Source organism: Paraliobacillus ryukyuensis (genome assembly GCF_003315295.1).
GTDB lineage: Bacteria > Bacillota > Bacilli > Bacillales > Amphibacillaceae > Paraliobacillus > Paraliobacillus ryukyuensis.
In genome coordinates this window covers 437,800-453,515 of record NZ_QNRI01000001.1, presented here as the reverse complement: position 1 = coordinate 453,515, position 15,716 = coordinate 437,800, and the positions used below count along the sequence as shown (strand labels likewise).

Annotated in this window: 13 protein-coding genes; all 13 read left to right on the top strand. The window is 37.0% G+C overall.

Features of this window, described 5'->3' with window-relative positions:
• Positions 1–37 precede the first annotated feature (37 nt).
• The 13 genes from dapA to DES48_RS02370 all read left to right on the top strand — a co-directional run bounded on the left by dapA (position 38) and on the right by DES48_RS02370 (position 15,243).
• A complete protein-coding gene (dapA, locus tag DES48_RS02430; RefSeq protein WP_113866825.1) occupies positions 38–907 on the top strand; it encodes a 4-hydroxy-tetrahydrodipicolinate synthase in 870 nt (289 codons plus the stop codon).
• Between the two features lie 219 nt (positions 908–1,126).
• Positions 1,127–1,843 (top strand): ClpP family protease, encoded by a 717-nt coding sequence (locus tag DES48_RS02425; RefSeq protein ID WP_079709500.1) that lies wholly within the window; start codon positions 1,127–1,129, stop codon positions 1,841–1,843.
• The gene (locus DES48_RS02420; protein WP_079709501.1) at positions 1,840–2,043 is read left to right on the top strand and encodes a YlzJ-like family protein; all 204 of its coding nucleotides are present in this window, start codon (positions 1,840–1,842) and stop codon (positions 2,041–2,043) included. The genes DES48_RS02425 and DES48_RS02420 overlap by 4 nt, the downstream gene beginning before the upstream one ends.
• A 563-nt stretch (positions 2,044–2,606) precedes the next feature.
• On the top strand, positions 2,607–4,913 hold the full coding sequence (locus DES48_RS02415; RefSeq protein WP_113866545.1) for an FtsK/SpoIIIE family DNA translocase: 2,307 nt from the start codon (positions 2,607–2,609) through the stop codon (positions 4,911–4,913).
• Between the two features lie 564 nt (positions 4,914–5,477).
• Positions 5,478–6,203, top strand: a complete 726-nt coding sequence (locus DES48_RS02410; protein WP_079709503.1) for a GntR family transcriptional regulator — start codon at positions 5,478–5,480, stop codon at positions 6,201–6,203.
• 83 nt (positions 6,204–6,286) lie between these two features.
• Positions 6,287–7,399: a BMP family lipoprotein gene (locus tag DES48_RS02405; protein WP_113866543.1), complete on the top strand. Its 1,113-nt coding sequence runs from the start codon at positions 6,287–6,289 to the stop codon at positions 7,397–7,399.
• A gap of 560 nt (positions 7,400–7,959) precedes the next feature.
• Entirely contained in the window at positions 7,960–9,489 is a 1,530-nt protein-coding gene (locus DES48_RS02400; protein ID WP_113866541.1) for an ABC transporter ATP-binding protein, read from the top strand.
• 1 nt (position 9,490) lies between these two features.
• The gene (locus tag DES48_RS02395; RefSeq protein ID WP_113866539.1) at positions 9,491–10,537 is read left to right on the top strand and encodes an ABC transporter permease; all 1,047 of its coding nucleotides are present in this window, start codon (positions 9,491–9,493) and stop codon (positions 10,535–10,537) included.
• Entirely contained in the window at positions 10,538–11,497 is a 960-nt protein-coding gene (locus tag DES48_RS02390; protein ID WP_079709507.1) for an ABC transporter permease, read from the top strand.
• A 125-nt stretch (positions 11,498–11,622) separates the two neighbouring features.
• On the top strand, positions 11,623–12,909 hold the full coding sequence (gene yfmF, locus DES48_RS02385) for an EF-P 5-aminopentanol modification-associated protein YfmF (RefSeq protein ID WP_113866537.1): 1,287 nt from the start codon (positions 11,623–11,625) through the stop codon (positions 12,907–12,909).
• The gene (yfmH, locus tag DES48_RS02380; protein ID WP_113866535.1) at positions 12,902–14,200 is read left to right on the top strand and encodes an EF-P 5-aminopentanol modification-associated protein YfmH; all 1,299 of its coding nucleotides are present in this window, start codon (positions 12,902–12,904) and stop codon (positions 14,198–14,200) included. Before yfmF ends, yfmH begins: the two co-directional genes overlap by 8 nt.
• On the top strand, positions 14,193–14,909 hold the full coding sequence (gene ymfI / locus DES48_RS02375) for an elongation factor P 5-aminopentanone reductase (protein WP_079709510.1): 717 nt from the start codon (positions 14,193–14,195) through the stop codon (positions 14,907–14,909). The genes yfmH and ymfI overlap by 8 nt, the downstream gene beginning before the upstream one ends.
• A gap of 73 nt (positions 14,910–14,982) precedes the next feature.
• The gene (locus DES48_RS02370) at positions 14,983–15,243 is read left to right on the top strand and encodes a DUF3243 domain-containing protein (RefSeq protein ID WP_079709511.1); all 261 of its coding nucleotides are present in this window, start codon (positions 14,983–14,985) and stop codon (positions 15,241–15,243) included.
• Positions 15,244–15,716: the final 473 nt, after the last annotated feature.

Here is a 15,716-nt window from a genome sequence, read left to right as displayed (position 1 = left end):
TATTGATCAAAAAGAATGGGAGGAGCAGATGGCTATCATGAATTTTGGGAGTTTACTTACCGCAATGGTTACACCGTTTGATCAGCAAAATCGAGTGGACAATCAACGTGTTGATCACTTAATTGAACACTTGATATCTCATGAGACAGACGGTCTTGTTATTGCAGGTACAACTGGTGAATCACCAACATTGTCAAAAGACGAAAAAGTTGAACTGTTTAATCATACCGTTAAAACAGTGAATGGTCGTGTGCCTGTTATCGCAGGAACAGGTTCCAATAATACAATGGAGACCATTGAATTGACTAAAAAAGCGGAAACGGCTGGGGTAGATGCTATATTACTAGTAACACCTTATTATAATAAGCCAAGTCAGGGCGGATTATATCAGCACTTTCAGACAATTGCTGCAGCCACAAGATTGCCGATTATGTTGTATAATATACCTGGTAGAACGATGGTTCATTTATCTGTTGAAACAATCGTTGCTTTATCAAAAATTGATAATATTGTTTCGATAAAAGAATCTAGTGGGAATCTAGATGCCATTACCCAAATTATTGAGCAAACGGATGAAGATTTCACTGTATATAGTGGTGATGATAGCCTAACATTGCCATTAAAATCGATTGGTGCTAACGGTGTTGTCTCTGTTGCTTCTCATGTAATCGGAAACGAAATGAAACAAATGTTAAATTCTTTTGATCAAGGGAATGTTAGCGAAGCGGCAAGTATTCACCGTAAATTACTACCGATAATGCGTGGGTTATTTATGTCCCCATCACCGGCGCCAGTAAAAGCTGCACTTAAATTTCAAGGAATTGACACAGGAACGGTTCGACTACCATTGGTACCTTTATCAGAAATAGAACAACAGTACTTAAAAGAATTAATGGAGTACCAATAAAGCACAAAATCTATCCAAAAAACGCAAGAATTTAGACACGAGCTATACGTGATAACATGCTTCTTAAAGATAGAAAGTAATAAAGTTTCTATTGCACGGAGTGTATGTTTTATTACGATAGTTCGTGTTTTTTGCTCTGCTTATTTTTAGTATACATGCTGTATGAATTGTTGTACTAACGTTCATACTAAAACAAGATTCTAAAAAGGAGCTGGGAATATGTCTAGTAACGAAAAAACACAAGAGGAAGAGCCAAAACAGTCGTCTTTAGTTGAAAAAATCCAACAATTAGGTCAATCCAATGTACCAACTGCGCCTGACTCCAATATTCACGTATTATCGATCATTGGACAAGTCGAAGGGCATGTTCAATTACCACCACAAAATAAAACAACAAAATATGAGCATCTCTTGCCACAATTAATTGCCATTGAACAAAATCCAAAGATAGAAGGATTAATTATATTATTGAATACGGTTGGGGGCGATGTAGAAGCTGGTCTTGCTTTATCTGAAATGATTGCATCCTTGTCAAAACCTACTGTATCTGTTGTATTAGGAGGAGGACACTCAATTGGTGTTCCTATTGCAGTGGCTGCAAATACGTCTTACATTGTACCTTCTGCAACCATGACGATTCATCCAATTCGGCTTACAGGATTAGTGATAGGGGTACCGCAAACATTTGAATACCTAGATAAAATGCAAGAACGTGTCATCCAATTTGTAACAAGTCACTCCAATATCAGTGAAGAAAAATTCAAATCACTAATGTTTGAAAAAGGCAATTTGACCAGAGATATAGGCACAAATGTTGTTGGTAAAGATGCGGTGGCTTATGGTCTGATTGACTCTGTTGGTGGTGTTAAGGAAGCCATGGAGCGATTAAATGAATTGATTGAATTAGATAAAGATAGTAAAGGGATGATCCAATGATCCTGTATACGCCACTAGAACCGATGGATATTTTTGAACATAATCAATCAAACTATACGAAACAAAAAGTAATTCATTTTGATGATTGTAGTCTGCTTGTTGATTGCCTAGAAGAAGGAAATTATCGTGTTGTACAATTATTGTCAACTAATCCACAACATTTTTTAAATGAATCTTTCCAACCAGGAAAAATGTTATAGACAATGGATTATTTTTAAACGTAAGTGAATTAATTTCATCATTACATCCACACTTATAAAACATAAACGTTACATTAATTTTTCGTTTAAACCGTGTAAATAAGTGAAGGAAGCAATTGGGGAAAAGTGACTCCTCGAAAATAAAAAGCTATTTTCTTCGTGCGATGATTCGCTGCCCAAGCGTTCCTTATCCTGACGGAAACGTATCAACCGAAAATCCACTTTTGTTGATGAAAGGAATGTTAGACTAAAACCATCACGTCTTGTGGCCCAAAGACCTTGCCTAAAAAGCACCCTATATGGGCTGACTGAACGGATTAGGTGCACTACATTTAATCTGAAATATCATGCGTGTTTTTTAATCAAACATTGAATGATGAAAGTGATTCAAGTAAATAAATTTTACGTACTACAGAAACAAGTGTTTGTGGTATAATAGAATACACGTGATGCAAAGAACCCTTGTCGTAATGACGAGGGTTTGTCACTTCTAAATCAATAATAGATATAAATGCGGTTACACATACATGAATATTATTTTTGCTTGAATTGAGGTGAAACAAATGGCAAAAAAGAAAAGGAAACCTAATCAAAAGAAACTGCAACAACAATTGAAATACGAACTAATGGGTATACTATTCATTTTTCTCGCCATTCTTGGTAGTGGCGCAAGTGCGATAAGTGAAGGGGTTATTCCTAATTGGTTAGAGTTATTGTTTCGATTGTTTTTAGGGATTTGGTACAGCATTGCTTCATTGGTCTTGTTTATTACTGGGTTATATCTAATGATTAAACGGAAAATGCCGGTGTTTTTTAATCGTAGATTGATAGGATTGCTAATTGTGTTTTTAAGTGTTCTACTGATTACACATATTAAAGCGATCGAATCAATGCTAACAAGCGGAGGATCGATTCTACAATTAACTTGGAATAATTATGTTGGTTATTTTAATGGTCAATTACCTGCTTCTGAATTGGGTGGTGGACTAATTGGAGGTCTATTGTTTACTTTTACATACATATTATTCTCAGCAAATGGTGCGCAAATCGTTGCCTTCTTTTCTATCGTGATAGGTATCCTGTTTATCACTGATTTCTCACTAGGTGATTTCTTAGAAAAACGTTGGACAAGTCTTAAAACGATTTTGAAAAATTGGAGAACACAAACAGTAGATAAACAGAAACGCAAACAAGAGCAACAAGATGCAATGGAAACGATTGAACAAAATGAAATTACTGATATGGATGAAGATTTTAATCATTCGGACACACCGATAGAGCCAGTTATTCAAGAGTTTACCGATATTGCATATGAACAAGAAGAGTTACAAGCGAACAAAGTAGATCAGTCTAGTGAAGACAAACACTCGGACAAAACAGCTAACAAAGCAGAAGAGGCCGAATCACTACCAACTCTACCATTAACGGAGATGGAAAATGTCGATTATCAGCTGCCTTCTATGACTCTATTAGAAGAACCAAAAAGTCAACAGAACCAACGAGCAAAAGGAGAAATTCAATCTACTGTTCGGAAATTAGAGCGAACCTTCCAGAGTTTTGGGGTGAAAGCAAGAGTTACACGTGTACATGTGGGTCCGGCTGTTACCAAATATGAAATCTATCCTGAAGCAGGTGTAAAGGTATCAAAGATTGTTAATTTACACGATGATTTAGCACTTGCTTTAGCTGCCAAAGATATCCGAATTGAAGCACCAATCCCAGGAAAATCTGCTGTAGGGATTGAAGTACCAAATACAGAAATTGCTACCGTATCTTTACGTGAAGTACTTGAATCAAAACAAGCAATCAATGGATCTATTCTTTCATTTGTGTTAGGACGAGATATTTCAGGTGATGCTGTTGTTGCAGAATTAAATAAAATGCCCCATTTACTAGTAGCGGGAGCAACGGGAAGTGGTAAAAGTGTTTGTATTAATGGAATTATTACGAGTATATTAATGCGAGCGAAGCCACATGAAGTAAAAATGATGATGATTGATCCTAAAAAAGTAGAATTAAATATCTACAATGGCATTCCTCATCTGTTAACACCGGTGGTTACAGACCCAAAAAAAGCGTCTAGAGCACTGAAGAAAGTAGTTTCTGAGATGGAAAGAAGATACGAACTATTCTCTGATACTGGAAACCGAAATATCGAAGGATATAATGATTATATTAAACGTTATAATCAAACGTCTTCTTCAGAAGAACAACAGCCACAACTTCCTTATATTGTTGTTTTAGTAGATGAACTCGCCGATTTAATGATGGTCGCTTCTAATGAAGTAGAAGATGCGATCACACGACTTGCGCAAATGGCACGAGCAGCAGGAATCCATTTAATTATTGCTACGCAACGTCCATCGGTTGATGTTATTACTGGTGTTATAAAGGCAAATATTCCCTCCAGGATTGCGTTTAGTGTTTCTTCACAAACAGATTCTCGAACCATTTTAGACTCTGGAGGTGCTGAAAAATTATTGGGACGTGGCGATATGCTTTTCACACCAGTAGGTTCTTCAAAGCCAACACGTATTCAAGGTGCTTTTCTTTCTGATGAAGAAGTCGAAAGAATAGTCGATTATTGTGTAGAACAGCAAAAAGCGCAATATCAAGAAGAAATGATTCCAGAAGAAGAATCAGAAGTGAAAAATGAAGTAGATGATGAATTGTTTGATGATGCTGTACAATTAATTATTGAAATGCAGAGTGCTAGTGTCTCTATGTTGCAAAGACGTTTTCGAATTGGATATACTCGAGCTGCAAGGTTAATAGATGCGATGGAAGATAGAGGGATTGTCGGTCCATATGAAGGATCGAAACCTCGATCGGTTTTAGTATCAGATTATCAAGAACATCAAACTAGTTAATAGTTTATTTTTGAAGCAAAAAAGACTGGGACAAAACAAATTTAGAAAAAGAACAATCTGAACGACGTGAACGAAGCGTAGGCAAAACACGTAGACTTCTGCGTGAAAAGCAAATGTGTCCCATGGTACGAGTAATCGCAGTCCCACAAGCCGAAGATCCACTGTGGGAAGTGGCTAAAAATTAGACTAAAACCGTCACGTGCTGTGTGCCCGAGGAAAGCGAAGTATTTTGCCAAAGGGTTATATTTTTACACGTTAACGTTCGGATTTTTCCTATTCCTTTACTCTTTTCTCCCAGTCTTTTCCTGTATATTTTTTGTTGAATTTCAATGTGAACGTGGGTATATTTGGTCATATGGATGGACGTCCAACCCATAAAAGAGAACGTTTACACCGCCTGTGAGGTTGGACGTCCTACCGAAAATAAACCGTTTACATCCTTGATTTAATAAGAATCACTGCTTTTCCAAAGTTTATGTCTAATTTAGTATTTATTTCTCGAATTAATAATGTTATATTATTGTGTGACCATATTAATTGGCTGTAAATACTGGAGGTTCATGAATGTCTTACGAAGAAAATTCACATACAGACATGGAGAAAACATTACTTACTTTAAAACAGGATATTGAAAATGGTTTTTTTCAAGAAAAAGAAAAGTTGCCTTCAGTTTTCGAGCTAGCTAAAAACTATCAAGTATCTTATGAAACAATGAAGGAAGTTATCCAACTTGCAGTAAACGAAGACATTCTTACAAGGCGTGCAGGAGTGGGGGTTTTTATAAATTCCCAACCAATTTTTTCTTCAGGGATTGAACAGTTACGTAGTGTAACAAAAATGATTCAACATGCTGGGAAAACACCTGGTACGCAGTATGTTTCTGCAGATATTGTCAATCCTACAAAGTATGATTACCAATATCTACGATCAGCTGAAACCGATAAGATTGCAAAGATCGAGCGGGTTCGAACTGCAGATGGTGACCCTGTTGTATATTGCATTGATAAAGTTAATCAACAACTCTTGCCCATGAGCCAACTACATAGTAAACATTCTATTTTTCAATTATTAGAAGAGCATAGTGAAATGCGAATTTCTTATGCGGTGGCTTTTATTGAACCAATTAGCTACGATGAAAAAATCTCCCCGATTTTGAATTGTCAACCAGATCAAGCCATGCTATTACTGAAGCAAATTCATTATACGGAATCGGACGAACCAGTTTTATTTTCGGAAAATTATTTCCGTCCTGATGTGTTTCGCTTTTATGTCGTACGTCAAAGAACTTAAATTTATTTAGGGAGGTGATGCGTTACATCAGATTAGGATTTGCTACTTAATATCAAATAAATATTACTTTTGGGGGTAAAACAATGAAAAAAAATCATTTATTTCTAGTATTTAGTATGCTTTTTGCGGCTGTGCTTCTTTTAGCTGCTTGTGGAACGTCAGATGAGAATGCAAATGAACAAGAAGATGCTGGGGCATCAGATGAGGGAACAACTGAAGGAACGAATGACTTTAGTGTTGCAATGGTAACTGATGTTGGTGGTGTAGATGATAAATCATTTAACCAATCTTCTTGGGAAGGCCTAAAAGCATTTGGTGCCGAGAATGGTTTAGAGAAAGGTGCAGGCTATGATTACGCACAGTCTGAACAAGATGCAGACTTCATGCCAAACTTAAATCGTTTAGTAAAACAAGATTATAACTTGATTTTTGGTGTTGGTTATAAACTAGCAGATGCATTAGGTAAGGTGGCAAAACAAAATCCAGATACAAACTTTGCAATTATTGATTCAGCAGTTGAAGGAGACAACGTAGCTAGTCTTACATTTGCTGAACATCAAGGTTCTTTCTTAGTGGGTGTTGCAGCTGCAATGAAATCTGAAACTGGTAAAATTGGATTCATTGGTGGAGAAGAAAGTGACCTAATTAAAAAATTCGAAGCTGGTTATCGAGCTGGTGCTAAATCTGTTAATCCTGATATTGAAGTAGAAGTAGATTATGCTGAATCATTTGCAGCTCCTGATAAAGGAAAAGCAATTGCAGCAAATATGTACAATTCTGATGTTGACGTTATTTATCATTCTTCTGGTGCAACTGGAAATGGTGTGTTTGCACAAGCGAAAGACATCAAAAATGGTGACCCTGATGCAAACGTGTGGGTGATTGGTGTCGACCGTGACCAGTATGATGAAGGTGCAATTGGTGATATGAATGTAACTTTAACATCTATGTTAAAACGTGTGGATGTTGCAGTACAAACTGTTGCACAACAAGCACTTGATGGAGAATTCCCAGGTGGAGAAACATTAACTTTTGGTCTTAAACAAGATGGTGTCGGTGTAGCGAAGACAAATGAAGAAGCGTATACCGAAGAAATCGGTGCAGCCGTTGAAGAGTGGAAACAAAAAATTCTTGATGGTGAAGTAACAGTTCCTAAAACAATCGACGAACTTGAAACTTACCTTGATGAATTGTAAGAATTTAAATCTTAATTGCTTTCAATGATGAAAAAGGCTAGAGATTTTCTAGCCTTTTTCATCTATGTTGAATCAATTACATCATTACAATGTTTGATTAAAAAATACGAAAGATATTTCAGACTAAATGTAGTGCATCTGATGCGTTCAGTCGGTCCATACGCGGTTGCTTTCTAGGCAAGACCTCGGGGCCACAAGACGTGAGTCAGCTAGACGTTGTCACATGACGTGACGGTTTTAGTCTAACATTCCTTCATCAACAAAAGTGGATTTTCGGTTGAAGCGTTTCCGTCAGGATAAGGAACGCCTCGGCAGCGAATCATCGCACGAAGAAAATAGCCTTTTATTTTCGAGGAATCTCCCCCAATTGCTTCCTTCACTTATTTATAAAGAAAACAGTTAAAGGAAATATTAATTTAAGGTTCGTGTTTGATAAGTGTGGATGCAATTATAAAATTGATAAATGTTAAACAATAAAAATCTTCAAATGAAGAGAAATAACTCTCCCCTTTTCATTTGCAGATTTTTGTAAGATACTTTGTAGAAGGAGTGAGAAATTCATGGAGAATTATGTGGTTGAAATGCTTCGCATACGCAAAGAATTTCCTGGTATTGTGGCGAATAATAATATAAATCTTCAAGTGAAGCAAGGCGAGATCCACGCACTCTTAGGGGAAAATGGAGCAGGTAAGTCCACGCTAATGAATGTTTTATTTGGCCTTTATCAACCAGAACAAGGAGAGATACGGGTAAAAGGTAAGCAAGTAAAAATAACCAATCCAAATGTGGCCAATGATCTAGGCATTGGTATGGTGCATCAGCATTTTATGTTGGTAGACACGTTTACGGTAACACAGAATATTATCTTAGGTAGTGAGCCAAAGCGTGGGACAGTGGTTGATGTCAAAAAGGCAGAAAAAGATATAGAGGAATTATCTAAAAAATATGGTTTAGATGTTGATCCGAGAGCCAAAATTCGAGATATTTCTGTTGGCATGCAGCAACGTGTAGAGATATTGAAGACATTGTATCGTGGAGCAGAAGTGTTGATTTTAGATGAACCGACAGCTGTGCTCACACCGCAAGAAATCAAAGAACTCATGAATATTATGAAATCATTAATTAAAGAAGGTATTTCGATCATTTTAATCACACACAAATTAAAAGAAATTATGGAAGTGTGTGATCGTTGTACAGTAATTAGAAAAGGTGAAGGTATTGGTACGGTTGATGTAAAAGAAACTAATCCTAATGAATTAGCTTCCTTAATGGTTGGGCGAGAGATCAGTTTCACCACAGAAAAATCGCCTGCTCAGCCGCAAGAAGAAGTGCTTAGCATAAAAGGTCTTGAAGTGAAAGACATCCGTAATGTGTTGATGGTAAAAGGACTAGACCTTTCCGTAAAAGCAGGAGAGATAGTCGGTATTGCTGGGATTGACGGCAATGGTCAGACTGAACTAATTGAAGCTCTTACGGGACTTCGAAAGGCTGAAACTGGAGACATTCGTTTGAACGGGAAACTAATCACCAACTTATCACCTCGAAAAATTACGGAGTCAGGATTGGCGCATATCCCTCAAGATAGACATAAATTTGGGCTTGTTCTTGATTATCCAATTGGTGAAAATATGGTGTTACAAACCTATTATAAAAAGCCGTTTTCTAATATGGGAATTTTGTCATTCAAAGAAATTTATAAACATGCGAACAAATTAATTGAAGAGTATGATGTACGGACACCAAGTCCTTATACGCCAGCACGTGCTTTATCTGGCGGTAACCAACAGAAAGCAATTATTGCTAGAGAAGTGGATCGTTCGCCAGAACTATTAATTGCTGCGCAACCAACGAGAGGGTTAGATGTCGGTGCAATTGAATTTATTCATAAGCGATTAATTGAAGAGAGAGATAAAGGAAAAGCTGTTTTACTATTATCTTTTGAATTGGATGAAATATTAAATGTTAGCGATCGTATTGCTGTTATGTTTGATGGTAATATTGTAGCCAATGTGAAGCCTGAAGAAACAAACGAACAAGAACTTGGCTTGCTAATGGCCGGAAGTACAAAGCAGAAGGCGGGTGATCAGTAAAATGTTTACTAATCGATTATTTAATATATTAGTGCCACTAATTTCTGTGTTTCTTGGTTTGTTAGCTGGTGCAATCATCATGTTAGCTTTTGGGTATAATCCAATAAACGGTTATCAAGCATTATGGAATGGTGCATTTGGAAGTGGTTACTTTTTCGGTGAAACTATTCGTCAGGTGACACCATACATTTTAACAGGACTAGCTGTTGCATTTGCCTTCCGAAGTGGTCTTTTCAACATTGGTGCTGAAGGTCAAGTTATTGTTGGATGGGTTGCGGCAGTATGGGTAGGTTCAAGTTTCGAAGCACCAATGATTATTCACTTGCCACTAGCAGTTTTAGCAGCTGCCTTTGCAGGTGCATTATGGGGTTTTTTACCTGGACTGTTAAAAGCTACAAAAGGTGTTCATGAAGTAATTATAACGATTATGTTGAACTACATTGCCCTACACGTTTCAAATTATATGATTCGACATGTACTAAGTGATGGTGGCGATTCTTCAGATCCAATTGCGAATTCTGCATCGCTTGCGTCTGATTGGTTAATGCAAATTACCGAATATTCAAGAATGCATTATGGAATTCTTATTGCTTTATTTGCCGCTTTTATTATGTGGTTTATTTTAGAAAAAACAACAGCTGGTTACGAATTTCGAGCAGTCGGTTTTAATCCGGACGCTTCGAAATACGCTGGTATGAATGTGAAGAAAAATATTATTACTTCTATGATCATTTCGGGCGCTTTTGCAGGACTTGCAGGTGCGATGGAAGGGCTGGGAACGTTCGGTTACATGCCTTCCCATTCCGCATTCACCAACTTAGGTTTTGATGGGATCGCGGTGGCCTTATTAGGAGGAAATACTGGTTTAGGTATTGTCATTTCTGCTTTCTTATTTGGTGCTTTAAAAGTAGGTGCGTTAAACATGCCTACCACTGCAGGTGTACCATCAGAATTAGTAGAAATCGTTATTGCTTTAATTATTTTCTTTGTCGCATCAAGCTACATCATTCGTTGGGCTTTATTGCGGTTAAGAAAGGAGGAGAAATAAATGGCACTTTTAGATATCCTACAATCTATTATTCCAATCGCATTATTTTATTCTGCTCCACTTATTTTTACCGCTCTAGGTGGTGTGCTAAGTGAACGATCTGGTGTTGTAAACATTGGTCTAGAAGGTTTAATGGTTATGGGAGCCTTTGTCGGTATTGTTTTTAACTTAACGTTTGCTGATGTGTTAGGCGCAGCAACGCCTTGGGTATCTATCCTTGTAGCTGCAATTATTTCTGCGCTATTTTCTTTACTACACGCAGTTGCCTCAGTTTCCTTTCGAGCTGACCAAGTAGTAAGTGGTGTAGCAATTAACTTTCTTGCAGTAGGGTTAGGTGTGTTTTTAACGAAGCAATGGTATGGGAAAGGCCAGACAGATATGGTATCACAGCCATTCTATTCAAGTAATGTACCGATATTATCAGATATACCAGTTATTGGGAAGATGTTTTTCGCGGGTGCTTATTACACGTCTTACTTAGCAATTGGATTAGCTATATTGATTTGGTTTGTTCTTTATAAAACAGCATTTGGCTTGCGTCTTCGTTCTGTTGGCGAGCATCCGATGGCTGCGGACACGAATGGTATTAATGTATATAAAATGCGTTATATCGCGGTTATGCTCTCTGGAGCACTTGGAGGATTAGGTGGATCGGTATTTGCCTTAACGATTGCGCTTAATTTTTCAGGATCTACCATTGTTGGTCAAGGCTTTATGGCGCTTGCTGCTGTAATATTTGGTAAATGGCACCCAATAGGTGCATTAGGGGCAGCATTGTTCTTTGGCTTTGCTCAAAGTTTAAGTATTATCAGTTCAAATATTCCTTTCTTAGCTGATGTACCATCTGTGTATCTAATAATTGCACCATATGTCTTAACAATTCTTGCTTTAGCTGGTTTTATTGGCAGAGCAGAAGCGCCTAAAGCTAGTGGTGACCCATATATTAAAGGTTCTCGTTAATAAAAAAATAGAATCAAAAAGCCTGGTAATTGTTACCGGGCTTTTTTTTCGGTAGAATAAGTTTTAAGGGGATAGTAATAATACAAATATAATAAGGATGTAAGAAGTAAGAGGAGGCGTTCGCATTGACTGTAACAAATGAACAAACATATGATTACAACGGATATAAACTTCATGTAATCGATAGTAAGAAGTTTAAAACTGTTGATATTGTCGTGAAATTTAAAGCGACACTAGCTAAAGATACCATTACTTATCGAGCATTATTGCCATTTGTATTGCAACAGGGTACACGTAATTATCCAACCCAACATCAATTTAGGCAAGCTTTAGATAATTTGTATGGCGCTCATTTATCTATTGATGGAGGAAAAAAAGGCAACAACCATATTTTGTCGTTTCGAATGGAAGTGGCTAATCAAGCTTACTTAACGACAGAAACGAATATCTTTGAAGAAGCAATAAAATTTCTGCATGAAGTAATTTACTTTCCGAAGGCAACAGAGCAATCATTTGATACCAATGTGGTGACAAGAGAAAAACAAACATTAAAGCAAAAAATAAACGCGATTGTAGACAATAAAATGAGCTATGCTAACATGCGGTTAATTGATGAAATGTGTGAAGATGAGTCTTATCGTTTGCATGTTCATGGATACGAAGAAGACTTAGATACAATTGATGAAAAGAACTTATACCGATACTATCAACAATTGCTTCAAGAAGACAAAATGGATATCTATGTTTTAGGTGATTTTTCTTCCATGAATGTAAGCGAATATATTCAGTCATATTTCAATGCAGACAGACAACCTAAAGTGAATCAAATACAAGAAGAAAAGCCAACTATTCAACAAGCAAAAGAAGTAATCGAAAAGCAGCCTGTTCAGCAAGCAAAATTACATCTAGGTTACAGATCTTCGATAAAATTCGCTGATCCGCTTTATCCTGCCCTACAAGTGTTTAATGGAGTATTTGGAGGGTTTCCTAGTTCAAAATTGTTTATGAATGTAAGAGAAAAAAATAGCTTAGCGTATTATGCTGCTTCAAGATTTGAAAGTCATAAAGGGCTTTTATTTGTGTTTAGTGGCATTGACCCTAAAGATTTTTATAAGGCTAAAGAAATTATTGTAGCTCAGATCGATGACATGGTGAATGGTGAATTTTCTGCTGATGATGTGGAAGAAGCAAAAAAACAGATTACCAATCAATGGAAAGAAACCATTGATAATCCCAACGGTTTAATTGAAATACTGTATCATCAAGTGCTAGCTGAAACGACCCAAACGCCAGAAGACTTTTTATCACAGATTAGTACAGTAACAAAGGCTGATGTATTAAAAGTAGCTCAACAATTACAGTTAGATACTGTCTATTTCTTAACCGCTGATGGAGGAGAAAACGATGAATAAGCAATATTATGAACAATTAAAAGAGACATTATATGAAGAAAAACTTGCTAATGGTTTACAAGTTTATTTGTTGCCAAAAAACGAAATGGCAAAGACTTTTGCTATATTTGCAACCGATTATGGCTCAATTGATCAATCTTTTATACCAATTCAGCAAGATGCTTATATCAATGTGCCAGACGGTATTGCGCATTTTTTAGAGCACAAGTTATTTGAAAAAGAAGATCGTGACGTTTTTCAAGATTTCACAAAACGAGGAGCATCAGCAAACGCATTTACTTCTTTTACAAAAACAGCTTACTTGTTCTCTGCTACAGAATCTATAGAATCTAACGTTGAAACGTTGCTTGATTTCGTCCAAGAGCCCTATTTTTCTGATCAATCAGTTGAAAAAGAAAAAGGTATTATTGCGCAAGAGATCCGTATGTATGATGATCAGCCAGATTGGCGTGCTTTTTTTGGAACCATTGGCAATATGTATCATGCGCACCCAGTTCAAATTGATATTGCTGGTACTGTTGATACCATTCAGGCAATTACCAAAAATGATTTGTACACGTGTTACCATACTTTTTATCACCCTGCTAATATGATTTTATTTTTGGCTGGTAATTTTGAAGCGGAAGAGATGATGGATCTTATTAAGAAGAATCAGCAAGAAAAAGAATTTGCACCATTCAAGTCGATTGAACGATCTTTACCTGAAGAACCTGCAACTGTAGCAAGCCAAAAAGAGGTATTAGAAATGCCGGTTTCTGTACCGAAGTGCTTGGTAGGAATTAAAGAAAACCTGCAATCCATTGACCAAGAATTCATGAAACATGATTTAATTTCAGACATGTTACTAGATCATTTTTATTCGAAAAGTGGGGCATTTTATCAAGAACTTTATGAAAAGGATTTAATTGATGATCATTTTTCCTTTGAAGTGAATCGTGAAAAGAATTTTGCATTTTCTATTTTAGGTGGAAATACCACGAAACCTGATCAATTAGCAGACCAAATGAAAGATCAACTGCTAAGGTGGAAAAAAACTACACTGACGACAGAAGAATTTGAACGAATGAAAAGAAAGAAAACTGGGGAAATATTAAGAAGTATGAATAGTTTAGAGGCAACTGCCCAACAATTTATTCATTATAAGACGTTAGGATTTGATTATTTTAATATGTTACCAGCACTTAATCAAATTACGATAGAAGACGTCAACGATTACTTACAACACTGGGTTAATGACACCAATGTTACAGTTTTTCAAGTCGTTCCAACCAAGGCAGCTACAAATGGATAAGCATTGTCTAATTATTGGAGCAAGTGGTGATATTGGGAAAGCTGTTGCCTTACAGTTAGCACGGGATGGGTACACTCTTTCCCTACATTACCATACAAACAGAAAGAGTATCGACGAATTGCTACCAGCTTTACCAAACGAAACGGTAGTAGAAGTTCTTCGTGGCGATTTAAGTACAGGATCTGGTATTGAAGCGTTTATCAATTCTGTTTCATTTGTACCATCTCATCTTGTGTTTGCTAATGGTCAAGCGTATAGTGGCTTATTCCAAGAGACACCTAAACAAGTAATGGATGAGCTATTTCATGTGCATGTAAAAGCGTTATGGCTAATCACACAGTTTTTCTTACCTACCATGATTCGTAATCAACATGGGAATATCATCGTGATATCATCGATTTGGGGAAATGTTGGTGCTAGTTCAGAAGTTATCTATTCATCGGTAAAGGGAGCGCAAAATAGTTTTGTAAAAGCCTTAGCAAAGGAAGTCGCTAGTAGCAATATCCGCGTTAACGCTGTTAGTCCTGGTTTAATTAATACAAAGATGAATGCGGATCTATCGAAAGAAGAAGTTGATGCATTGGTTCAAGATATTCCGGCTAACCGAATGGGCAAAGTGGAAGAGGTCGCCGATTTAGTCACATTTCTATGTCAACCACACGCTACCTATATAAATGGAGAAAACATCAATATCGACGGCGCTTGGTAACAAATACATGTATATTTTCCTTTCTATTTTCACAACCTATTGGTGCAAGTCAATGGAAGGAGGGAAAAGGTAAATGTCTGTTCTAGATAATTTCGAATCATGGAAAGATTTCCTTGGCGATCGCTTACACCAAGCCCAAACACAAGGTATAAGTCAACAAGCTATATCTGATGTAGCCTATGATATTGGTGATTATCTATCACATCATGTGGATGCAAAAAATGGTCAAGAAGCAGTTATTAAAGAACTGTGGAATGTTGCGGATAAAAAAGAACAACATGCCATTGCGAATATGATGGTTAAATTAGTGCAAAACGAGGGTACAGATCGTTAAATACAAAAAGTCCTTGCATCTGCAAGGGCTTTTCTTTCTCCTTGTTTGTATCGCCGCATTAAAGTTATCCCTTAGCTTATAATGGCACCTATTCACATATTATTAATATATTTGAGTTAATTTCATAATTCAATATTTGTTTGACAAACACGAATAAAATAATTATATGTAGCATATTAGCTCCGTGCAGTCAGCAAATGAGGTCGCTTTCCGAAGGTATCACCTCGGGCCCACAAGATGTGGGTCAGTTAGATGTTGTCACACGACGTGACGGTTTTAGTCTAACATTCCTTCATCAACAAAAGTGAATCTTCGGCTGATGGGACTGCGATCACTCGTCCCACCAAGATCATCTGGGACTGCGATTACTCGTCCCACCAAGATCATCTGCTATTCCTTCAGGATAAGGAACGCTTTGGCAGCGAATCATCGCACGAAGAAATTAGCTTTTTATTTTCGAGGAGTCTCCCCAT